Source organism: Pseudorhodoferax soli (genome assembly GCF_003337555.1).
In the GTDB taxonomy this organism is placed as follows: Bacteria; Pseudomonadota; Gammaproteobacteria; order Burkholderiales; family Burkholderiaceae_C; genus Pseudorhodoferax; species Pseudorhodoferax soli.
This window is the reverse complement of record NZ_QPJK01000006.1, coordinates 137,770-160,284: the sequence shown is the minus strand read 5'-3', so window position 1 is coordinate 160,284 and position 22,515 is coordinate 137,770. Positions and strand designations below refer to the sequence as shown.

11 protein-coding genes are annotated in these 22,515 nt (G+C 71.5%); 6 read left to right on the top strand and 5 right to left on the bottom strand.

All coding sequences use genetic code 11. The annotated features are described in order from the left end of the window. The first annotated feature begins 24 nt into the window (after positions 1-24). Complete coding sequence (locus tag DES41_RS21280; protein ID WP_211333035.1) at positions 25-3,708, top strand: alpha/beta fold hydrolase; 3,684 nt, start codon at positions 25-27, stop codon at positions 3,706-3,708. A gap of 72 nt (positions 3,709-3,780) precedes the next feature. On the opposite strand, the gene DES41_RS21275 is transcribed toward DES41_RS21280, so the two are convergent. Next, entirely contained in the window at positions 3,781-5,265 is a 1,485-nt protein-coding gene (locus tag DES41_RS21275) for an efflux transporter outer membrane subunit (protein WP_211333034.1), read from the bottom strand. 90 nt (positions 5,266-5,355) lie between these two features. Here DES41_RS21275 and DES41_RS21270 point away from each other — a divergent pair, with 90 nt between their 5' ends. From DES41_RS21270 to DES41_RS21260, 3 genes are all read left to right on the top strand, one after another. Further along, positions 5,356-5,973 (top strand): TetR/AcrR family transcriptional regulator, encoded by a 618-nt coding sequence (locus tag DES41_RS21270; protein WP_114469674.1) that lies wholly within the window; start codon positions 5,356-5,358, stop codon positions 5,971-5,973. A gap of 66 nt (positions 5,974-6,039) precedes the next feature. Next, a complete protein-coding gene (locus DES41_RS21265; RefSeq protein WP_114469673.1) occupies positions 6,040-7,140 on the top strand; it encodes an efflux RND transporter periplasmic adaptor subunit in 1,101 nt (366 codons plus the stop codon). Then, positions 7,137-10,235 (top strand): efflux RND transporter permease subunit, encoded by a 3,099-nt coding sequence (locus DES41_RS21260; protein WP_114469672.1) that lies wholly within the window; start codon positions 7,137-7,139, stop codon positions 10,233-10,235. Before DES41_RS21265 ends, DES41_RS21260 begins: the two co-directional genes overlap by 4 nt. 73 nt (positions 10,236-10,308) lie before the next feature. Here DES41_RS21260 and DES41_RS21255 read toward each other — a convergent pair whose 3' ends face one another. From DES41_RS21255 to DES41_RS21240, 4 genes are all read right to left on the bottom strand, one after another. Further along, entirely contained in the window at positions 10,309-12,840 is a 2,532-nt protein-coding gene (locus DES41_RS21255; protein WP_114469671.1) for an ATP-binding protein, read from the bottom strand. A 197-nt stretch (positions 12,841-13,037) separates the two neighbouring features. Continuing rightward, a complete protein-coding gene (locus DES41_RS21250; protein ID WP_114469670.1) occupies positions 13,038-13,673 on the bottom strand; it encodes a c-type cytochrome in 636 nt (211 codons plus the stop codon). Continuing rightward, a complete protein-coding gene (locus tag DES41_RS21245; RefSeq protein WP_245965808.1) occupies positions 13,670-14,884 on the bottom strand; it encodes a PQQ-dependent sugar dehydrogenase in 1,215 nt (404 codons plus the stop codon). Before DES41_RS21245 ends, DES41_RS21250 begins: the two co-directional genes overlap by 4 nt. 114 nt (positions 14,885-14,998) lie before the next feature. Then, complete coding sequence (locus DES41_RS21240; protein ID WP_114469669.1) at positions 14,999-18,001, bottom strand: PAS domain-containing hybrid sensor histidine kinase/response regulator; 3,003 nt, start codon at positions 17,999-18,001, stop codon at positions 14,999-15,001. A 234-nt stretch (positions 18,002-18,235) separates the two neighbouring features. On the opposite strand from DES41_RS21240, the gene DES41_RS21235 reads away from it, so the two are divergent. Together DES41_RS21235 and DES41_RS21230 are read left to right on the top strand one after the other, a co-directional pair. Next, positions 18,236-19,333 carry a metallophosphoesterase family protein gene (locus DES41_RS21235; RefSeq protein ID WP_114469668.1) on the top strand — a complete coding sequence of 366 codons (1,098 nt, stop codon included), beginning with the start codon at positions 18,236-18,238 and terminating at the stop codon, positions 19,331-19,333. A 519-nt stretch (positions 19,334-19,852) separates the two neighbouring features. Continuing rightward, complete coding sequence (locus DES41_RS21230; protein WP_114469667.1) at positions 19,853-22,507, top strand: AAA family ATPase; 2,655 nt, start codon at positions 19,853-19,855, stop codon at positions 22,505-22,507. Positions 22,508-22,515 lie beyond the last annotated feature (8 nt).

Sequence of the window (22,515 nt, the reverse complement as noted above, 5' to 3'; positions counted from 1 at the left end):
ACCACAAGACTCCCGGGAGACCGCGTGAACCTGCAACCCATCGCCCGCCCGCTGCACGCCATCGGCGCGCGCTACACCGCTGTCGTGGTCGGCTCGGGCTACGGCGCCGGCGTGGCGGCCGCGCGGCTGGCACGGGCCGGCCAGTCCGTCTGCGTGCTCGAACGCGGACGCGAGATCCTGCCCGGCCAGTTCCCCGACGGCCTGGCCAGCGCGCGCGCCGACATGCAGGTCGACACCGCACGCGGCCGGCTCGGCGCGCCAGACGGCCTGTACAACCTGCACCTGGGCGACGACATGCTCGCCATGGTCGGCTGCGGCCTGGGCGGCACCTCGCTGATCAACGCCAACGTGGCGCTGGAGGTGGATCCGCGCCACTTCGCCACCGAGGCCTGGCCCCAGCCCTTCCGCGACGACCCGGCCCTGCTCGCGCCCTACGTGGAGCGCGCGCGCCAGGTGCTGGCGCCCACGCCCTACCCCGAGCACTTCCCGAAGCTCAACAAGCTCGAGGCCCTGCGCAAGTCGGCCCAGGTGCTGGGCAAGCCCTTCTCGCGCCCGCCCATCGCGGTCAACTTCGAGAACCAGACCAACCCCTTCGGCGTGCCGCAACCGGCCTGCACGCTGTGCGGCGACTGCACCAGCGGCTGCAACGTGGGCGCCAAGAACACCACGCGCATGAACTACCTGCCGGACGCGCATGCGCACGGCGCGCAGATCTTTACCGGCGCGCGCGTGCGCCATGTGGCGCGCGAAGGCCAGGGCTGGCGCGTGTTCTTCGAGGCCGTGGCGCTGCGCGATGCAGAGGCGGGCCCGGCGGCGCCCGACAGCGTCTATGCCGACATCGTGCTGCTGGGCGCCGGCGCGCTCGGCTCCACCGAGATCCTGCTGCGCTCGCGCGAACAAGGCCTGGCCCTGTCCGACCGCGTGGGCCAGCGCTTCTCGGGCAACGGCGACGTGCTGGGGCTGGGCTTCGATGCCGACTGGGATCCGCAGCCGGGCACCGCCGATGCCAAGGACCAGCGCCGCAACATCAACGGCGTGGGCGCCGGCACCAACCCCGTGCCCAAGGAGCAGCTGCCCGGCCCGTGCATCACCGGCCTCATCGACATGCGCGCCACGCCGCAGCTGGCCGACGGCCTGGTGATCGAGGAAGGCGTGATCCCCGGCGCGCTGGCCACGCTGCTCACGCCCGCGCTGTTCTTCAACGAGGCGCTGAGCGGCGGCGAGTTCAGCTTCGGCGCCGGCCAGGCCAAGGCCCGGTTGCTCGACGCCCAGGCCATGGCCGACGCCGTGCAGCACCCCGGCGAACTCGCCGCCACGGCCTATGCCGGCGCCGTGGCCCGCACGCAGACCTACCTGGTCATGAGCGTGGACGAGTCGGCCGGCGAGCTGCGCCTGCAGAACGACCGCCTGCGCATCCACTGGCCCGGGGCCGGCAGCAGCCCGGCGATCGTGCGCGACAACGACTGGCTCAACCTCGCCAGCCAGGCCATCGCGGGCCAGTTCGTCGCCAACCCGCTGTGGAGCCAGCCGCTGGGCAACAAGCTCATCACCGTGCACCCGATGGGCGGCTGCGGCATGGGCGACGATGCCACGCGCGGCGCGGTCGACCACCTGGGCCGGGTGTTCGCTGGCAACGCCGGCGCGGCCGTGCACGAGGGCCTCTTCGTCTGCGACGGCTCCATCCTGCCGGGCGCCGTGGGCGTGAACCCGCTCCTGACCATCTCCGCGCTGGCCGAACGCGCGCTGCAGCACCTGTGCGATGCGCGCGGCTGGACCATCGACACCACGCTGGGCCCGCGCAAGCCCATGCCCGCGCCGGCGCCGCCACCGGGCAAGCACCGCCACTGGTGGCAGCGCGCGCTGGACGTGCTGGAGGACGGCGTGCTGGACGCCGCCAAGAAGGCCGTGGCCGAACTCATCGAGCACGACCCCGCGCGCCTGTCGCCCAGCTTCGAATTCACCGAAACGATGTCGGGCTGGATCAGCACGCAGGCCGTGACCGCGCGCAGCAACGCCGACCAGCGCCTGGCCAGCGACTACGCCGTGGCAGCCGCCTGGGGCCGCGCGGCCGGCCAGTCCATGGCTTTTGAGCTGACCATCCACACCGACGACCTGGCGCGCCTGCTCGACGACCCCACCCACCCGGCCAACATCCGCGGCACCGTCACCTGCCCGGCGCTGAGCCCCGCGCCCATGACCGTGCAGAGCGGTGTGTTCCACCTGTTCCCGGTCGACCCCCAGCAGGTGGAGACCTGGACCATGGGCTACGAGATGGTGCTGCTGCGCGAGAACGGCACGCGCCTGCGCTTCAAGGGCCACAAGGTGCTGCGCCAGCAGCCCGGCTCCTCGCCCTGGACCGACACCACCACGCTGATGGTCAAGGTCTACGACCTCGACGCGGCCACCATGCCGCTGGTGGCCCAGGGCCTGCTCACGCTGGGCCTGGAAGACCTGGCCTGGCAGGCCTCGACCATCCGGCTGGAGCCGCCGGCGAACTGGATCGGCCAGCTCGAGAACGCCGTGCCGCGTGCGCGCGACGCGATCTCGCAGGTCTACCTGGGCAAGTTCGCCGGCTTCTTCGGCACCACGCTGATGCGCGCCTACGGCGGCCTGCTGGCCGACCTCAACAACTTCCCTGCGCTCGATGCGCCGCACCTGCCGCGCCGCATGCTGCGGGCGCCGCAGCCCGAAGTGCTGCAAGTGCCGGTAGGCGACCCGGCGCGCGGCTTCCAGATCCGGCTCACGCGCTACCGCGGCGGCACGCGCGGCCCGGTGGTGCTGGCGCCCGGCTTCTCGGTGCGTGCGAGTTCCTTCGCCACCGACACCGTCGACCAGAACCTCGTGGAGGCGCTGTGCGCGCGCGGCTACGACTGCTGGCTGTTCGACTACCGCGCCAGCAGCGATTCCGGCAGCCCGGTCGCGCCGTTCACGATCGACGACATCGTGCGCGAGGACTGGCCGGCAGCCGTGCGCACCATCCGGGCGGCCACGGGCGCCGCCTCGGTGCAGGCCATGGCGCACTGCGTGGGCGCCATGAGCCTCTTGATGGCGCTGCTCGACGGCCTGCAGGGCGTGCGTTCGCTGATCGCCTCACAACTGACGCTGCACCCCGTGACCAACTGGCTCAATGCGGCCAAGGCCGACATCGGCCTGGTGCGGCTGCTCGAAGGCTATGCCCCGCTGCAGGGCCGTTTCGACAGCGTGCCCGGCACGACCGACCTGGACCGCACGATCGACACGCTGGCCTACCAGCTGCCCGTGCCCGAGGGCGAGGCCTGCAAGAACCCGCTGTGCCGCCGCGTGTTCGCGGTGTTCGGCCCGTCGTGGACGCACAGCCAGCTCAACCACGCGACGCACACGGCGCTGGCCGGCATGTTCGGCACCGTCTCGCTGCATCCCTTCGAGCAGCTGAGTGTGATCATGCAGCGCGGCAAGGCCGTCGATGCCGACGGCAACGACTGCTACACGACGCCGGCGAACGCGCCGCGGCTCGCGCTGCCGATCAGCTTCATGGCGGGTGCGGACAACCAGCTCTTCTTCCCCGAGACCTCGCTGCGCACGCAGGCCTGGCTGCAGCGCTACAACGATCCGGCGCTGTACCGGCGGCAGGTGTTCGAGGGGTATGCGCACATGGATCTGTTCGTCGGGCGCAGCGCAGCGCGGGAGGTGTATCCGTGGCTGGTGGCAGAGTTGGACCGGTTCAATTGAGGCGGTCCGGAGACGGGGCCGGGAGTGGCCGGCTCGCCGCCGTGCCGGCCACGCAAGGCGGCGACGCGGCGGCTACTTCAGCACGCCCGTCTCCACCGCAGCGATGGCCGCGCCGGACGACGGCTGCCAGCCGCCCCCCAGCGCCCTGAATGCCGCGACCGCCGCACGGGCGGCTTCGGCCTGCGCCTGCGCCTGTGCATCCGTCGCCTGCAGCACGGCGTCGTCGGCGTGCAGCACGTCGATGAGGCTGGTGCTCCCACGCGCGTAGGCGGCGAACGAGGATGCCCTCGCGCTGGAGAGAGCATTCACGGCCCGGGCCAGCGTGTCCGCCTGCTCCGTGCGCTTGGCCAGCGCGGAGAACGCGTTCTCCACATCCTCCGTGGCACGCAGCGCGGCCTGCCGATAGGCGGCCAGCGCCTCGGCGTTGCGTCCCTCGGCCAGCTGGATCTGCGCGTCGATGCGCCCGAAGTCGAACAGCCGCCACCGCAGCCCGAACATGCCGGCCGCCTGGCTCGCGCCACCCGTCAGCAGGTTGCCGCTGGCGACCGTCGTCGCGCTTCCCAGCATGCCGCTCAGCGAGAACCTGGGGTAGTACTCGGCCATCGCCTCGCCGATCCTGGCGTTGCTGGCGGCAAGGCGGCGCTCGGCCACGATGAGGTCGGGGCGCCGCGACAGCAGTTCGGCAGGCGAGCCCATGTCGCCGATCCGTGGCGCAGCCGGCGTCGGTGCCGGGGCCTGGACGTCCGCGCGGTGCGTGCCGGGCGGGGCGCCGAGCATCACATCCAGCGCGTTCATCGCTGCATCCAGCGCAGTCTGCAGCGCCGGTGCGCTCGCCTGCACCCGTGCCAGTGCGCCTTCGGCTTGCCGCACCTGGTACTCGGCCGCGATGCCGTGCGCGAACAGGCGCTGCACCAACGCCAGCAGCTTGCGTTGCGTCTGGACCTGTTGCTCGGCGATGCCCAGGCGCGATTGCAGGCTCCGGATGGTGATGTAGATGTCGGCGGTCTGCGCGGCAACCGCAAGCCGCGTCGCCACGGCGCCTGCCTCGGCGGCCTGGTAGTCGGCCGCGGCCGCCTCCCGGCCGCGCCGAAGCCCACCGAACAGGTCGGCCTCCCAGCTGGCCCCGAGGTTCATTTCGTAAGCGCTGCCCCAGCGGTCGAAACCAGGGGCGCCGTTCAACAGCTTGCCGAGCGGCGTCTCCACCGACTGGTACGCCCGCGCGGCCGAGCCCTGGATGCTGCCGGACGGAAGCAGTGCCGCATGGGCCGCCCCGAGCCCGGCGCGGGCCTGCGCCACGCGGGCCTGCGCCTGCGACAGTTCCAGGTTCTGGTCCAGTGCCGCCACGACGAAGCGCGCCAGCAACGGGTCGTCGAAGCGCTGCCACCAAGCCTCCAGGCCGTTCGCGGCCGCACTTCCCATCGGCGCGGGCGCGGCCTGCCCGATGTAGGGGCCAGCGACGGGCGCAGCGGGCCGCTTGTACTGCGGACCGACCGCACAACCGGTCGCCAGGGCCGCCGCGAGCAGGAAGGAAAAAGGGCTGCGCATGGGCAGGGGCATGGACATCTCGGCAAATGGCTGCGAATGCGTGACTATATTACGTATTGGTCACCTGTTGCAGCCGTTTTTTGCTGGCGTTAAGCTCTGGCCATGCACAGCGCACCTTCTTCGCCACCCCCCGTCCGCGGGCCGTCCGACCACGATGTCCGAGACCAGATCGTCGAGGCGGCGACCGAGTACTTCGGTCGCTATGGCTACGAGAAGACCACCGTGTCCGACCTGGCCAAGGCCATCGGCTTTTCCAAGGCCTACATCTACAAGTTCTTCGAGTCCAAGCAGGCCATCGGCGAGGTGATCTGCGCGAACCGCCTGCACACCATCATGGCCGCTGTCGACGAAGCCGTCGGCACGACCGCTTCCGCCCCGGAGAAGCTCCGCCGCATGTTCAAGACACTGGTGGAGGCCGGCAGCGAGCTGTTCTTCAACGACCGCAAGCTCTGGGACATCGCCGCCACGTCGGCGGGCGAGATGTGGCCTTCGGCGCGTGCCTACGATGAGCACGTGCGCGCACTGGTCACGCGCATCGTCCGCGATGGCCGGGAGGCCGGCGACTTCGAGCGCAAGACTCCGCTGGACGAGACGGCCGATGCCATCTATCTGGTCATGCGGCCCTATGTCAATCCGCTCCTGCTGCAGCACAACCTGAGCGGGGCAGCGCAGGCCACGCGGCAGCTTTCCAGCCTCGTCCTGCGCAGCCTCGCTCCATGAGTGACTATTGACTAATTCGGTCACACGATAAACAATGCGGACCCTGTTCTATCAGGAAGGGTCCCCATGCTTCGGCGCCAGCTAGCCTCCATCAGCCTCTTGCCGCTCGCGCTGAGCGCGTGCAGCGACAGCCCGGTCCACGACGTCCGCACCGAGCCCGCGCTGGTCAGGGTGGCCGCCGTGCAGAGAGCCGCGGCGACCTCCCGCTCCTTCACCGGGGTGGTGGCGGCGCGGGTCCAGAGCGACCTGGGCTTTCGCGTGTCCGGCAAGGTGCTGGAGCGCCTGGTCGACGCCGGGCAGACGGTGCGGCGCGGGCAAGCCCTCATGCGGATCGACCCCGCGGACCTGGCGCTGCAGGCCCGCGCGCAGCAGGAAGCCGTCACCGCGGCGCGGGCGCGCGCCAAGCAAACGGCCGACGACGAAGCGCGCTACCGTGGCTTGGTGGGCGACGGCGCCGTTGCGGCATCCGCCTATGACCAGATGAAGGCTGCAGCCGACACCGCACGTGCGCAACTCCAGGCCGCGGAGGCACAGGCCGAGGTGGCGAAGAACGCATCGGGCTACGCGGTCCTGGCAGCCGATGCCGACGGCGTCGTCGTCGAGACCCTGGCCGAACCCGGGCAGGTGGTCGGTGCGGGGCAGCCCGTCGTGCGGCTGGCACGGGCAGGACAGCGGGAGGCCCTGGTCCACCTGCCGGAGACCCTGCGTCCCGCCCTGGGATCGGTGGCCCAGGCAAGGCTCTACGGCAGCCAGGAAGCCGCAACGCCCGCCAGGTTGCGACAGCTCTCGGACGCGGCGGACCGTGCCACGCGCACCTTCGAAGCGCGCTACATCCTGGAAGGCACCCTCGCCCGCGCGCCGCTCGGCGCCACCGTCGCGGTCGAGGTGCAGCCGGCGACGAAGGCCAGCGCCTCCCTGCAGGTCCCCATCGGGGCCCTGTTCGACCCGGGCAAGGGCCCGGGCGTCTGGGTCGTCCAGGGAAACCCCGCGACGCTTGCCAGACGCCCCGTGCAGGTGCTCGGCCTCACCGACGAGTCGGCGCAGGTGGCAGGCGACCTGCAGGTCGGCGAGTCCATCGTCGCGCTGGGTGCCCACCTGCTGCGCGAGGGCGAGGTGGTGCGGCCGATGGCCGCAGCCGAGGCCGCCGCGCCTGAAGGCCGCCCATGAGCGAGGGGCGCCTGAACCTGTCGGCGCTCGCGGTACGCGAGCGCGCGATCACGCTGTTCCTGATCCTGCTGGTGTCTGCCGCGGGCATCCTCGCCTTCTTCAAGCTCGGACGGGCAGAGGACCCACCGTTCACGATCAAGCAGATGACGATCGTCACGGTCTGGCCCGGTGCGACGGCGCAGGAGATGCAGGACCAGGTTGCCGAGCCGCTGGAAAAGCGCCTGCAGGAGTTGCGCTGGTACGACCGCAGCGAGACCTACGCGCGGCCCGGTGTCGCCTTCACCATGCTGTCGCTGCTGGACAGCGCCCCGCCTTCGGCAATCCAGGAGGAGTTCTACCAGGCGCGCAAGAAACTGGCCGACGAGGCGCGCCGGCTGCCTGCCGGCGTCATCGGCCCCATCGTCAACGACGAGTACGCGGACGTGACCTTCGCGCTCTTCGCACTCAAGGCCAGAGGTGAGCCGCAGCGCCTGCTCGTGCGCGACGCGGAATCGCTGCGCCAGCAGCTGCTGCACGTGCCCGGCGTGAAGAAGGTCAACATCATCGGGGAGCAGCCCGAGCGCATCTTCGTTTCGTTTTCGCACGACCGGCTGGCGAGCCTGGGTGTCAGCCCGCAAGACATCTTCGCTGCGTTGAACGGGCAGAACCTGCTGACACCGGCCGGTTCGATCGAGACAAAGGGCGCGCAGGTGTTCGTGCGCGTCGACGGCGCGTTCGACAACCTGGAGAAGATCCGCCAGACCCCCATCGCGGCGCAGGGGCGCGCGCTCAAGCTCTCCGACGTGGCCAGCGTGGAACGCGGCTACGAGGACCCTTCCACCTTCTTGGTGCGCAACGGCGGCGAGCCCGCCCTGCTGCTGGGCGTCGTGATGCGCGACGAATGGAACGGGCTGGAGCTGGGCAAGTCGCTGGCGGCTGAAGTCGCCAGCATCAACGCCGGCCTGCCCACGGGCATGCGCCTGGGCAAGGTGACCGACCAGTCCGTCAACATCAGCGCGGCGGTGGACGAGTTCATGGTGAAGTTCTTCGTCGCATTGCTGGTGGTCATGGTGGTCTGCTTCGCCAGCATGGGCTGGCGTGTCGGCATCGTGGTCGCGGCGGCCGTGCCGCTGACGCTGGCGGCGGTGTTCGTCGTCATGGGTGCCAGCGGGAAGAACTTCGACCGCATCACGCTGGGATCGCTGATCCTGGCGTTGGGCCTGCTGGTGGACGACGCCATCATCGCGATCGAGATGATGGTGGTGAAGATGGAAGAGGGCTACAGCCGGGTGGCCGCTTCCGCCTACGCCTGGAGCCACACGGCCGCGCCCATGCTGTCGGGCACGCTGGTCACGGCCATCGGCTTCATGCCGAACGGCTTCGCCCGCTCGACCGCGGGCGAGTACACCGGCAACATGTTCTGGATCGTCGGCATCGCGCTGATCGCGTCATGGGTGGCGGCGGTGGCCTTCACGCCCTACCTGGGCGTGAAGATGCTGCCGGACATCAAGAAGGTCGAGGGCGGGCACGCGGCCATCTACGACACGCGCCACTACAACCGCTTGCGCAAGCTGCTGGGCCACGTCATCGCCCGCAAGTGGCTGGTGGCAGGCGCGGTGGTGTGCGCGTTCGTGCTGGCCGTCGCGGGCATGGGCGTGGTGAAGCAGCAGTTCTTCCCGACCTCCGACCGGCCCGAAGTGCTGGTGGAGGTGCAGATGCCGTATGGCACCGCGATCGCACAGACCAGTGCCGCGGCGGCCAAGGTCGAGGCCTGGCTCGCCAGGCAGCCAGAGGCCCGGGTGGTCACCGCCTACATCGGCCAGGGCGCGCCGCGCTTCTTCCTGGCGATGGCGCCGGAGCTGCCCGATCCTTCCTTCGCGAAGATCGTGGTGCTCACGGCCGACCAGACGGAGCGCGAGGCCCTCAAGCTGCGCTTGCGCGAGGCGGTTGCGAACGGCCTGGTGCCCGAAGCCCGGGTGCGGGCCACGCAGATCGTGTTCGGCCCGCCGTCTCCGTTCCCGGTGGCCTTCCGCGTGATGGGCCCCGACCCCGGGCAGTTGCGCGCGATCGCCGCGCAGGTCGAAGCGGTCATGCATGCCGATCCGATGATGCGCACGGTCAACTCCGACTGGGGACCGCGCGTGCCCACGCTGCACATGAGCCTGGACCAGGACCGCCTCCAGGCCGTCGGCCTCACCTCCAGCTCGGTGGCGCTGCAATTGCAGTTCCTGCTCAGCGGCGTGCCGCTGACCGATGTGCGCGAGGACATCCGCTCGGTGCAGGTCGTTGGCCGTGCAGCCGGCGAGATCCGCCACGACCCGGCCAGGATCGCCGCCTTCACGTTGGTGGGCGCCGCCGGCCAGCGCATTCCGTTGTCGCAGGTCGGATCGGTCGACGTGCGCATGGAAGAGCCCATCCTGCGCCGGCGCGACCGCACGCCGACCATCACGGTCCGGGGCGACATCGCCGAGCATCTGCAACCGCCGGACGTGTCCAACGCCGTGCTCAAGCAATTGCGGCCCATCATCGACCAACTGCCTGCCGGCTACCGGATCGAGCAGGCCGGCTCCATCGAGGAGTCCGCCAAGGCGACCACGGCACTGTTGCCGTTGTTCCCGGTGATGATCGCGCTCACGCTGCTCATCATCATCCTGCAGGTGCGCTCGATCGCAGCCATGGTCATGGTGTTCGCCACCAGTCCGCTGGGGCTCATCGGCGTGGTGCCCACGCTGCTCATCTTCCAGCAGCCCTTCGGCATCAACGCCCTGGTCGGGCTGATCGCGCTGTCGGGCATCCTCATGCGCAACACCTTGATCCTGATCGGCCAGATCCACCACAACACCCAGGAGGGCATGGCCGCCTTCGATGCGGTGATCGAAGCCACCGTCCAGAGGGCGCGACCGGTGGTGCTGACGGCGCTGGCGGCCATCTTCGCCTTCATCCCGCTGACGCACTCGGTGTTCTGGGGCACGCTGGCCTACACGCTCATCGGCGGCACCCTCGCCGGCACAGTGCTGACGCTCGTGTTCCTGCCAGCCATGTACGCGATCTGGTTCAGGATCAGGCCGGACGGACCGGCGCAGCAGGCGCCCGCGCCGTCGGCGGTGCCGGCATGAAGTCCGCGCCCGCGGCCCGACACACCGCGCGCAGACCAGGCTCCACGGCCCCGCCTTGGGGCTTCGCGCCGGGCTATGCCCCCAGCACCAGCTCTGCCGCCTCGCCCTCGTCCAGCGCCCCGCCCTGCACCCGCCACACCGCCAGGCGCTCGGCCGCATGCTCGGCCCCCACCAGGGCCAGCACGGACTTCATGGTGCGCAGGTCGAACGGCGTGCGCACCTCGCCCCTTCGCTGCCGCGCCGCGTCGTCGCAGCCCAGCAGCAAGGCCGCCTCGCGCAGCCTTCCGCGCCGCGCCGCCAGCAGCGCGAGCATGCCCGCGAAGTGCCTGAGCCCGACCGAGCGCCGGCAATACGGCAGGCTGCGCCGCACCTGCTCCAGCGCCTCGTCCAGCGCGCCCTGCGCCGTCAGTGCATGGGCGTACCAGAGCAGCGCGAAGGACATCATCTGGGCATCGGTGCGCGGCGAATCCTCCAGCGCCACGATGGCGCGGCGGTACTGGTCCACCGCTTCGTCCAGGTGGCCCATCTCGTGGTGCACGGCGGCCATGTTGCTCTGCAGGTAGAACAGCGTGCGGCCGTCGCCATGGCGGCGCACGTAAGGCAGCGCCTCGGTGAAGGCGCTCAGCGCCTCGTGCGATCGGCCCTCGAAGCGGCGCACCATGCCTTCGATGTACAGCGGCAGGCCGCGCAGCGGCGCGAAGGGCGCGGGCTGCGTGAGCGCGTGCACGCGGTCCAGCGTGCGGCGCGCCAGCGCCAGGTCGCCGCAGATGCCGGCCACGTAGCCGCGCATGCACAGCGCGTAGACCAGCACCATGGAGGGCGGGTGGCGCTCCAGGATGGCCAGCGCGGCGTCCAGCAGGCGCAGGCGCTCGGCGCCTTCCACGCCACCGTGCAGGCCGACCATGGCCAGGCCGAACTGGAAGCGCGCCTGCACGAGTTCGGGCGTGTCGGCACCGATCAGCGGCTCGGCGCGGCGCATCCAGGCCACGCACTCGGGGTAGCGGCCGGCCTCGTACATGAACTCGGCCGCGGTGTTGGCCAGGTCCAGCGCCAGCGTGCGCTCGCCGCCGGCCACGGCCCAGTCGATGGCGGCGCGCAGGTTGTCGGCTTCGCTCTGGCAGGCCTGCATCCACTGGTCCACGGTCTCCAGGCCCAGCCGCTCCATGCGCGTGCGCCGGTCGAACATGGCGACCATGGCGCGGGCATGGCCCAGCTGCAGCGCGGGCCGCTCGCCGGCCAGATCGAGCTGGTCGCAGGCATAGGCGCGTGCGGTCTCCAGCAGGCGGTAGCGCGGCGTGGCGCTGGCGGTGTCCACCACCACCATGGATTTCTCGACCAGGTTGCCCAGGAGTTCCAGGACGTCCCAGGCGTCCGTGGCCTCGTCCGCCGCCAGCTGCTGGGCCAGCTCCAGGCCGAAGCCGCCGACGAACACGCCGAGGCGGCGAAACACCTTCTTCTCGTCCTCGCGCAGCAGCGCGTGGCTCCAATCCAGTGTGGCGCGCAGCGTGCGGTGGCGCTCGGGCGCGTCGCGCGCACCACGGCTCAGCACGCGCAGGCGCTGGCCCAGGTGCTGGCGCACCCCCTCCACCCCCAGCAGCGGCACGCGCGCGGCGGCGAATTCCAGCGCCAGCGGCACGCCGTCGAGCGCGCGGCAGATCTCCACCACGGCGCCCTCGTTGCCGGGATCGATGGCGAAGCCCGGCAGCGCGGCCTGGGCCCGTGCCAGGAAGAGCGCCACGGCACCGTGCGACTGCGCCGCTTCGCGTGCGCCGGGTTCGGGCACGGCCAGTGCGTCCAGCCGCACCTGCTGTTCGCGCACCAGGCGCAGCGGCTCCTGGCTGGTGGCCAGCACGTGCAGCCCCGGGCTGGCCTGCAACAGGCGCTCCACGAGCTCCGCCACGGCGCCGGCCAGGTGTTCGCAGTTGTCCAGCACCAGCAGCGCCTCGGGCGGCAGCCGCTCGGCCAGCGCGGCCAGCGGGTCGGGGCCGGGCAGGTTGATCTGCAGCACGCGCGCCACGGCCAGCGGCAGCGTGGCGGCTTCGGCGACCTCGGCCAGCGGCACCAGCCAGACACCGTCGGCGAAGGCATGGCCCAGCTCCCAGCCCACCGCGCGGGCCAGGCTGGTCTTGCCGATGCCGCCGGCGCCCAGCAGGCTGACCAGGCGTTGCGAGCGCACCAGCGCGGCCACGGCCGCGAGGTCGGCGCCGCGGCCCAGCAGCGGCGCACCCTGGCGCAAATTGCCGACATGGCCGCGCGCGGCGGGTGGCGCCACCACGCGCGGCGGCGCGGCCGGCGCGGGGCTCTCGTCGAGCAAGGGGGCTGCGAAGCGGTAGCCGCGGCCGGGCACGGTGGCGATCGCCTTGCTGCCCAGCAGCTTGCGCAGCGTGCTGACCTGCACCTGCAGGTTGTTCTCCTCGACGACGAGCCGGGGCCAGACCAGCTCCATGAGCTCGTGCTTGGTCAGCAGCCGGTCGCGGTGGGTCACCAGCGCCTGCAGCAGGTCGAAGGCGCGCGCGCCCACGGCCACGGGCGCCCCGTCCACGCACAACTCACGTGTGTCCAGCCGCAGCTCGGCCCGGTCGAATCGAAAAACAGTCTCAGCCATGTCCCACCGTGTTGCCCAGGCCCTCGCCGGCGTCCCGCCACGGCGGCCCGGCCCATCGGCGGGGATTGTGCCGTGCTAGCACATATTTGTGCAGTTACCTGACGGAAGCCGTCCGGCATTTGTTCGGAACTGTATCGGATGCGGCAAAAACCGGCCGAAAACCCGGCCCGCAGCAGGTGCAGGCCGGGAGCGCGGCGCTACTTGCGGGCCGGAGCGGCGGGCGTGAAGCGCGCGACGAAGTAGGCCAGGGTGTCCAAGTCCTCGACCGGGATGCGGCCCACGGCCTCGCCCATGGCCATGGTGTAGCCAGGGCGTTTGCCGGACTTGAACTCCTGCAGCGCCATCTGCAGGTAGTCCTCGCGCTGCTGCGCGATGCGTGGCACCTGCTGGCCGCCGGACAGATCGGCGCCGTGGCAGGCGAAGCACTTGTGCTCCTGCGCGAGCGACTGGCCCCGCGCCATGCGGGTGGCGTCGGCCGGCTGGGCCGGCGGGGGCGCCGGCACCGCCGGCAAGGTGGCGATGTAGTCGGAAAAGCCGCGCAGGTCGGCATCCGTCAGCGTCTTGGCGATGGCCGACATGGCCTCGTTGCTGCGCCGCCCTTCGCGGAACAGGAACAGCTGCGTGATCGCGTAGAACGAGTGCTGGCCCGCCAGGGCCGGCGTCAGCGCCATGTCGTTGCGGCCGTTGGCCCCGTGGCAGGCCGCGCACACGCTGGCGAAGCGCTGGGCGTAGGCGTTGCCGGCGGCGGGCGGCTGCTGCGCCGCCGCCGCCAGCGGCAGCAGCAGCGCGGCGGCGACGACCAGGGCTGGCTTGAGGCTGGCCCGAGGCTTCATTTACCGCCGTAGGTGATGCGGTAGATCGCGCCCGCGTGGTCGTCGGAGACGAGCAGCGAGCCGTCCTTCATCACCATGAAGTCCACCGGGCGCCCCAGGTAGGTGTTGTTCTCGACGAAGCCCGTCATGAACGGCTCGACCTTGGCGCCGCCCTTGCCGTCGGGCCAGGCGACCGACACGTCGGCGTACTTCACGGTGCGGTTCCACGGGCCGTGGCGCGCGATGAACATGGCACCCTGGTACTTGGCCGGGAACATCTTGCCGGTGTAGAACTTCAGCCCGAGCGAGCCGGCGTGCGGGCCCAGCAGCGCGGCCGGCTTGGCGAACTCGTTGCCGGTGCAATCCTTGCCCCAGCCGAATTCCGGGTCGGAGATGTTGCCCTGGTGGCAGAACGGGTAGCCGAAGTGCTGGTTCGGCCCGCTCACCACGTTGAGCTCGTCGTTGGGGATCTCCTCGCTGAGCCAGTCGCGCCCGTTGTCGGTGAACCAGAGTTGCCCGCCCTTGGGGTTGAAGTCGAAGCCCACGGTGTTGCGCACGCCCGCGGCCACGGTCTCCATGCCCGTGCCGTCCAGGTTCATGCGGTAGATCTTGGCGTACTCGCCCGGGTCGCAAATGTTGCAGGGCGCGCCGATGGCGAAGTAGAGCTTCTCGTCACGGATGCGCAGGTACTTCCAGCTGTGGTCGCCGCCGCCGGGCAGCTTGTCGTACAGCACCTTGGGCTCGCCCAGGTTGTCCAGGTTGGCCTCGGCGTTGTCGTAGCGCAGGATCTTGGTGTTGGTGGCGACGTACAACGCGCCCTTGTGGAACTCGATGCCGGTGGCGAACGGCATCTTGTCGATGATGGTCTTGGCCTGGCCCTTGCCGTCAGCCGGCAGCGCGTAGACCTTGTTGCCCACGAACAGCGTGCTGACGAAGATCGTGCCCTTCTCGCCCTGGCGCAGGCCGCGCGCGTCGAGCAGGCCCGAGGCGAAGGTCTCCACCTTGAAGCCCGGCGGCAGCTTGAATTTCTTGGTCGGCAGCTGGTCGACGGCGGTGGGGATCGGGAAGGCCGGCACCGGCGCCATGCGCATGGCGGTGTCGGTCTTTGGCCGGCCCTTGGCCCAGCCGGGCTCCTCCTCGGCCTTTTGCTGGGCCCAACCGGCGTGGCCGGCCAGCAGCAGGGTGGCGGCGCACACAGCGCGAACCGTGGCGCGGATCATGGCGTTCTTCATGGTCTCCTCTCGTTAGGGGCAAAAACTGTTCCCGGCCTGGAACATGTCATACCAACCTGCTCATCAGACAGTCGGGTAATCCCCTGAATTTGTAACAGTTGTTGCGCAAATCGCTCAGCGGTCCGGTCCGGGCAACCAGCGCAGCAGCGCGGCGTAGAGGAGTTCCGGGTTGACCGGCTTGGCCACGTGGTCGTCCATGCCGGCTTCCAGGCAGGCATGGCGGTCGTTGACCAGCGCGTTGGCGGTCATCGCGACGATGGGCACGGTGTTCAGGTCTGCACGGATCGCGCGCGTGGCCTCCAGGCCGTCCATGTGCGGCATCTGCATGTCCATGAGCACGAGGTCGTAGCGGCCGGCGCGGACCATGGCCAGGGCCTCCCTGCCGTCGGCCGCGGTGGCCACGCGCAGCCCCACATGCTCCAGCAGTGCCACGCCGACCTCCCGGTTGACGGCGTTGTCCTCGGCCAGCAGCACGCTGCGGCCGCGGTACTGGCGGCGCAGCCGCTCTTGCGGGTCGAGGGATGGCAGGGGGCTGTCCAGGTCGAGGGCGCCCAGGGGGGCGAAGCCGCTCTCGCCGCGCGCCTCCTCGAGCCAGGCGCTGAACCAGAAGGTGCTGCCCACGCCCGGCTGGCTTTCCACACCGGCCTCGCCCTCCATGGCGCGCGCCAGTTCGCGCGACAGCGCCAGGCCCAGGCCGGTGCCACCATGGCGGCGCGTGATCGAGCTGTCGGCCTGCTCGAAGGCGCCGAACAGGTGGGCCTGCTGGGCCGGTGCGATGCCGATGCCGGTGTCCTGCACCTCGAAGCACAGCTGGTAGCGCCCGGCCTGCGTCTGCAGCACATGGCCGCGCAATTCCACGCTGCCGCGTTCGGTGAACTTGACGGCGTTGGACAGCAGGTTGATGAGGATCTGCGACAGCCGCAGCGCATCGCCGCGCACGCGGGTGGGCAGGGCCGCGGTCTCGTGCCGCAGCACCAGGCCCTTGGCCTGCGCGGTGCCGCGCACCATGTCCAGCGCCCAGTGCACGGCGTCGGCGAGCAGGAAGTCGCTGCGCTCGAGCACGAGCTTGCCGGCCTCGATCTTGGACAGGTCCAGCACGTCGGAGATCAGGCCCAGCAGGTGCTTGGCCGCGGTGTCCACCTGGCCCAGCTTGCGCCGCTGGTCGGCGTCCACCGTGCGGTGCGCCAGCAGATGCGTCATGCCGATGATGGCGTTGAGCGGCGTGCGCATCTCGTGGCTCATGTTGGCCAGGAAGGCGCTCTTGGTGCGGCTGGCCGTCTCGGCCGCATCGCGCGAGCGCGCCAGGTCGGCGTTGGCGTCGCGCAGCGCGATCTCGGCCTCCTTGAGCGGCGTGATGTCGACGGACATGAGGTAGAAGCCCGGCCGACGCGGCGCCGCAGAACGCTCGGGCACGTAGTCGACCTGGCTGTAGACCACGCGGCCGTCGGGCCGCACGGTGCGCGTCTCGAAGTGCTGAGCAACGCCGGCCAGCGCACCCTCGACGAAATGCCTGGTGCGCGCCAGCGTCTCGGGCGAGTACAGCTGCTGCGCCTGCAGGCCCAGCACCTCGTCGGGCCGCTTGCCGACCCAGTCGCAAAAACGCTGGTTGGCGAACTGGCAGCGCAGGTCGGCGTCCCAGTAGGCGATGCGGCCCGGCATCATCTCGGTCACGTTGTGCGTGCGGTCCACCGCCGCCCTGAGCGCCTCGTTGGCCCGGCCCATGGCGAGGTTGGCCTCCTGCAACAGCCGGGTGCGGGCGCGCACCGTCTTCTCCAGCTGGGCGGCGCGGTCCTGCACGGCCTGGCGCGCGCGCACCTGCTCACTGAGGTCCATCACGATGGCCATCAGCGCGTAGACGTCGCCTTCCAGCGTGCGCAGCGGCTGCAGGTTGAACTGGAACCAGCAATCCTCCAGCACGCCGCCGCCGCGCTTGTCCAGCCGGACCAGCGTCTCCGGGCTCCCATAGGGCGTGCCGGTGTCGTAGGCCGCGTGCAGGATGCCCGGCAGCGCGGTGCCGGCGACCTCGGGGAAGGCCTGCTCGAAGGTCTTGCCGACCAGGTCGCGCTGGCCCACACAGTGGCGGCAGGCGGTGTTGGCCAGCGTGAGAACCAGGTCGGGCCCGGTCAGGATGGCGGCGCCGACCGGCGCGTCCATGAGCAGCGCCTCCAGCTCGCCGGCACTGCTGGCGCGCGCCGATTCGGCCTCGATGCGGTCGAACGCCTGGCCGATGCGCCGGGTGGCCTGCAGCAGGTACTGGCGGTAAGGCTCGTCCAGCGCCAGGCGGGGGTCGAGCGCGAACGCAGCAAAGCGGATCGCGTCGGCGCCCGCCTTGTCGGCCAGCGGCACCAGCACGATGCTGCCGTCGTGCACGTCTTCGCCGCTGCGCAGGCGGTCCCACAGGTCCGGGTCGCTGGCGATCCAGTTGCGCATGGCCTGCGCGCCTGGCATGGGCGCCAGCCCGGCGCCGGACCACGGCTCGGGCACGAAGTGCGCGCGCGGCGTGCGGTGGCAGCTCAGCTGCGTCGCATCGCGCGTGCTGTTGGCGAAGGCCTGTACCGCCAGGTCGGGCAGTTCCGCGGCCACCCGGGCTGCGCCCATGGCCGCGGAGAAGTCCTTCAGCGCCGCCGCGCGCTGCGTGGCCAGCACACGCTGCGTGGTCTCGACCGGGCTGACCAGGACGCCCTGCACCACGCCCTGGGCATCGATGAAGGGTGTGCAGTCATAGGACCAGTAGGTGTCCAGCAGCCGGCCCGCGCGCATCAGCGGCACCAGCGTGTCGCGCTGGAACACCGGCTGCCCGTCGCGCAGCACGGCGGCGAACTGCCCGGCCTGCGCGCCGATGCTCTCGGGCCAGGTGTCGGCCACGCGGGCGCCCATCTGCCGGGGGTGGCGGCTCAGGCCGCGCTCGATGTAGGCGTCGTTGTAGAGCTGCACGAGTTCGCTGCCCAGCAGCAGCACCATGGGCTGGCGCGTGCGCAGCATCGTGCCCACCACGCTGCGCAGGCTGTCGGGCCACTGCGCCATCGCGCCGACGGGCGTGGCGGCCCAATCGATCGCGCGGATGCGCCCGGCGGCCGTGCCCTGGCCCAGAAAATCGTCTGCAGACCGCTCTGCCATGTCTCCCCCGAACTGCGTGGACTGCGCACCTACCGGTTACAAGACGTTCCAGCGATCGCACGCACAGGCGGCCGCCATGACGGATGGACGGGCCGGACCGGGCGCCGCCTTCGGGCCGCCGCGATGGCGCATCGTAGCGCCGGCTTTCCGCACGGCAACAACCACGGCCGGCAGCTGGGGGTGCTACGCAGGCGGGGCGGATCGGGATCACCCCGCGCGGCACAATCCGCGCCCATGCCCCGTTTCCTGCACACGGCCGACTGGCAGATCGGCCGCCAGTTCGCCACCCTCTCCCCCGACAACGCCCCCATGCTGGCCGAGGCCAGGCTGCAGGCTGTCGAACGCCTGGCGGCCTTGGCCAGCGCCGAGGGCGTGGACGCCGTGCTCGTGGCCGGCGACGTGTTCGACGCCCAGACCGTCTCCGAGCGCACCGTGCGCCGGCTGTTCAACGCACTGGCCGGGTTTGCCGGCCCCTGGCTGCTGCTGCCCGGCAACCACGACGCGGCGCTGGCCGAAAGCGTCTGGAGCCGCGCCCAGCGCCTGGGCGCCGTGCCGCCCAACGCCCACCTGCTCCTGGAGCCCTGCGTGCAGCGCTTCGAAGCCCAGGGCTTCGCTGCCCTGCCCGCACCGCTCACGCAGCGCCACACCCACCACGACCTCACGGCCTGGTTCGATGCCGCCGACACGCCGGCCGGGCTGCTGCGCATCGGCATCGCGCACGGCAGCGTGCAAGGCATCCTGGCCGAGGACATCGACTCCGCGAACCCGATCGCGCCGGACCGCGCCGTGCGCGCGCGGCTGGACTATCTCGCGCTGGGCGACTGGCACGGCACCAAGGCCATCGATGCGCGCATCTGGTACGCCGGCACGCCGGAGCCCGACCGCTTCCGCGCCAACGAGGCTGGCAACGCGCTGTTGGTGGACATCGCCGCACCGGGCGCCACACCGCAGGTGCGCAGCGTGGCCGTGGGCCAGTACCGCTGGCAGCAGATCGATGCGGCGCTGCAGGTCGACAGCGACCTGGATGCGCTGCTCGACCAGCTGGCCGCGCTCACGCCGCAGCACGTGGTCGACCTGCGCCTGCGCGGCCAGCTGGACCTGGCGGCGCGCGCACGGCTGCAGGCCGGGCTTGGCGCGGCCGAGGCACGCGTGCGCCACCTGCAGGCCGACCAGGCCGCGCTGCGCCTCGTGCCCACGGATGCCGACATTGCCGGGCTGCAGGCCGATGGCTACCTGGGCGACGTGATCGCCGAACTGCGGGCCGAGGGGGATTCCGAACAGGCGCAGGATGCGCTGGCCCTGCTGGCGGGGCTCCTGGCGGAGCGCGCATGAGAAAACCCCCACCCCCATTCCAAAGCCGAGCGCAGCGATGGCCCGAGCTCCAGGCCGAGCGCAGCGATGGCCCGGATGCGAATTTCCCCTGTGCCCCTGCCGAGGAGCGCAGCGCCATGGGCTGTGCGGGGAACCTCGCGCTTCGTGAACGGACTCATTGCGCTTGTTCGATCTACGTTCCCGCAGTGAACGGTGCGAGTTGCGCAATGCAGCCCATGGCGCGAGCACCGCAGGTTGCCCGGAGCGCTAGCGCAGGGACAGGGGCACCGGGGTCGCCTTCTTTTGCTTACGTTTCTTGGCGAGACAAGAAAAGTAAGTCCGGGTGTGGGGTGGATAGCCCCACCTCCGAACGCCGATCAGCAAGTGGTGTGCATAGAAAACACTGCGTTCGCACGAGCACCAGAGGCCGGGATATGCCGCCGGCCGCCCAGTCCACTGCGCTCCTCGGCAGGGGCACAGGGGGAACTCCCACACGGGCCATCCCTGCGCTCGGCCACTGCATTCTGACGGCGCATTGACATGACCATGCAGATCACCCGCCTGCGCGTCGAACAGCTGCGCCGCTTCCGCGCGCCGCTGGAACTCAGCGGCTTCACGCCCGGCCTCAACATCCTGGCCGGCCCCAACGAGGCCGGCAAGAGCACGCTGGTGCGCGCCATCCGCGCGGCCTTCTTCGAGCGCCACAAGTCCAGCATGGTCGACGACCTGCGGCCCTGGGACGAGGGCAGCGGCGCCGCGCCGCGCGTGGAGATCGACTTCGTGCTTGCCGGGCAGCCGCACCACCTGGTCAAGAGCTTCCTGGGCAAGAAGCGCTGCGTGCTGGCCATCGGCACGCGCCAGCTGGAGGGCGCCGAGGCCGAGGACCACCTGGCCCAGCTGTTCGGCTATGCCTACTCGCCCAAGGGCGCCAGCAAGACCGAGCACCAGGGCATCCCGGGCCTGCTGTGGGTGGAACAGGGCAGCGGGCAGGAACTGGACGTGCGCCACGCGCGCGAGCACCTGCACGACGCGCTGCACGGCCAGGGGGAAGCCGCAGGCGCACTCGCCGCCACCGGCGGCGACGCGCTGCTCGAGCGCCTGCGCAAGGACCGCGCCGAGCTGCTGACGGGCACCGGCAAGCCCACTGGCGAGCACAAGCAGGCCATCGACACCGTGGCCCAGCACCAGGCCGAGATCGCCGCACTGGACGCGCAGATCGCGCAGTACCGCGAGCAGGTCGACCGGCTCGACCAGCTGCGCCGCGCGCATGCCGCCGACAGCAGCCAGCAGCCCTGGGACGCGCTGGAGCACGACCTGGCCCAGGCGCGCGAACGGCAGGCCGCGCTGGACGCCAGCGCGCGCCAGCTGGGCGAAGACCGCCAGCGCCTGGCCGACCTGGGCCGCACGCGCGAACTGCTGGGCCAGCGCCTGGCTGCGTTCCGCCAGCAGGAAGACGACCTGGCCCGGCGCCAGGCCGCGCTGGACCAGGCCGAGACGGCCGTGCAAACGGCCGACGCGGCCGCCGCGCTGTCGCGGCACACCGCCGAGGCGGCCCTGGCCCAGGCGCACACCACCCAGCTGCAGGCCCAGGCCGCCCAGCAACAGGCGCTGCGCGACAGCCTGCAGCAGCAGCGCGCACAGGCGCAGGCCGATGCCGCGCGCGCCGCCCAGGCATTGCAGCGCGCAGAGGCGGCCCATGCCGAACTTGCCAGGCAGCGGGCCCAGGCCGCCGCGCTGCAGCCCATCGCCCCCCGGCAGCTGCAGCAGCTGCGCACGCTGGTGCAGGCGCGCGAGCAGGCCGCCCTGCGCCACCAGGCCGTGGCCACGCGGCTGGCCTGGCAGCTGCCGCCCGGCCAGGGCCTGCAACTGGACGCGCAGCCGCTGCAGGGCGAGGGTGAACTGCTGCTGACGGCGCCCGCGCTGCTGCGCCTGCCCGGCGGCGGCGAGCTGCGCATCACGCCCGGCGGGCAGGACCTGGCCGACCTCGCCCGAGCCGACCAGCAGGCCAGCCACCAGCTGCAGCAGGCCTTGGCCGCGCTGGGCCTGGCCGACCTGGCCGACGCCGAAGCCCGGCTGGCCGCCTGCAGCGCCGCGCAGGCGGCCGTGCAACTGGCCGAGCAAGCCCTGGCCATCGTCGCGCCGCAAGGGCTGGACACACTGCACACGGCCTGCGCCCAGGTGCAGGCGCGCATCCAGGCAGCCGACGCCGCCCTCGCCCGCCTGCCGGCAGCGCCACAGGACGCCCGGCCTGCGGCCGAGGCCGCCGCCGCCGACAAGGCCGCGCAGCAGGCCCTGGCCATTGCGCGCGACGCCCATGCCCAGGCCCAGGCCCAGCAGGCCGCGGCCGCCAGCCGGCGCGATGCCGCGCGCGCCGAACTGCAGGCCGCCCAGGCCAGGCTCGCCGCGCCCGAGCGCAGCGCCCAGCAGGACACCGCGCAACAGCAGCTGCTGCAGACCCAGGCCGAGCACCAGGCGCTCGATGCCCGCGTGGCGCAGACGGCGGCCAGCCTGCAGTCGGCCCGGCCCGACATCGTGGCCCAGGACATCGCGCGGCTGGCGCGCAGCATCGCGCAGCTGCGCGCCAGCCACCAGCAGCGCCACGAGCAGATCCTCGTGCTGCAGAGCGCACTGCAACAGGCGGGCGCACAGGGGCTGGAGGAGCAGCGCGCCGCACGCGACGGCGAACTGCAGCGCGCATGGCGCCGCCAGCACGAGCTGCAGCGCCGCGCCGCCGCGCTCGACCTGCTCTGCGAACGCCTGCAGGCACGCCGCCAGGCCACGCTGGCGCGGTTGCAGGCGCCACTCGCCCAGCGCCTGCAGCACTACCTGCCGCTGCTGCTGCCCGGCGCCAGTGTGCAGATCGACGAGCAGCTGGCGCCGGCACTGTTGACACGCCCGCGCAGCACGGGTGCGGCCGAGTCGGGCGCCGTCGATGCGCTGAGCTTCGGCGCCCGCGAGCAGTTGGGGCTGATCAGCCGCTTCGCCTATGCCGACCTCTTGCAGCAGGCCGGCCGGCCCACCCTGCTGATCCTGGACGACGCGCTCGTGCACAGCGACAGCGACCGCCTGGCCAGCATGAAGCGCGTGCTGTTCGACGCCGCGCAGCGCCACCAGGTGCTGCTGTTCACCTGCCACCGCGCGCTGTGGCGCGACATGGGCGTGGCGGTACGGGCTTTGGACAGCCCGGGCGGCTGAAAAACCGC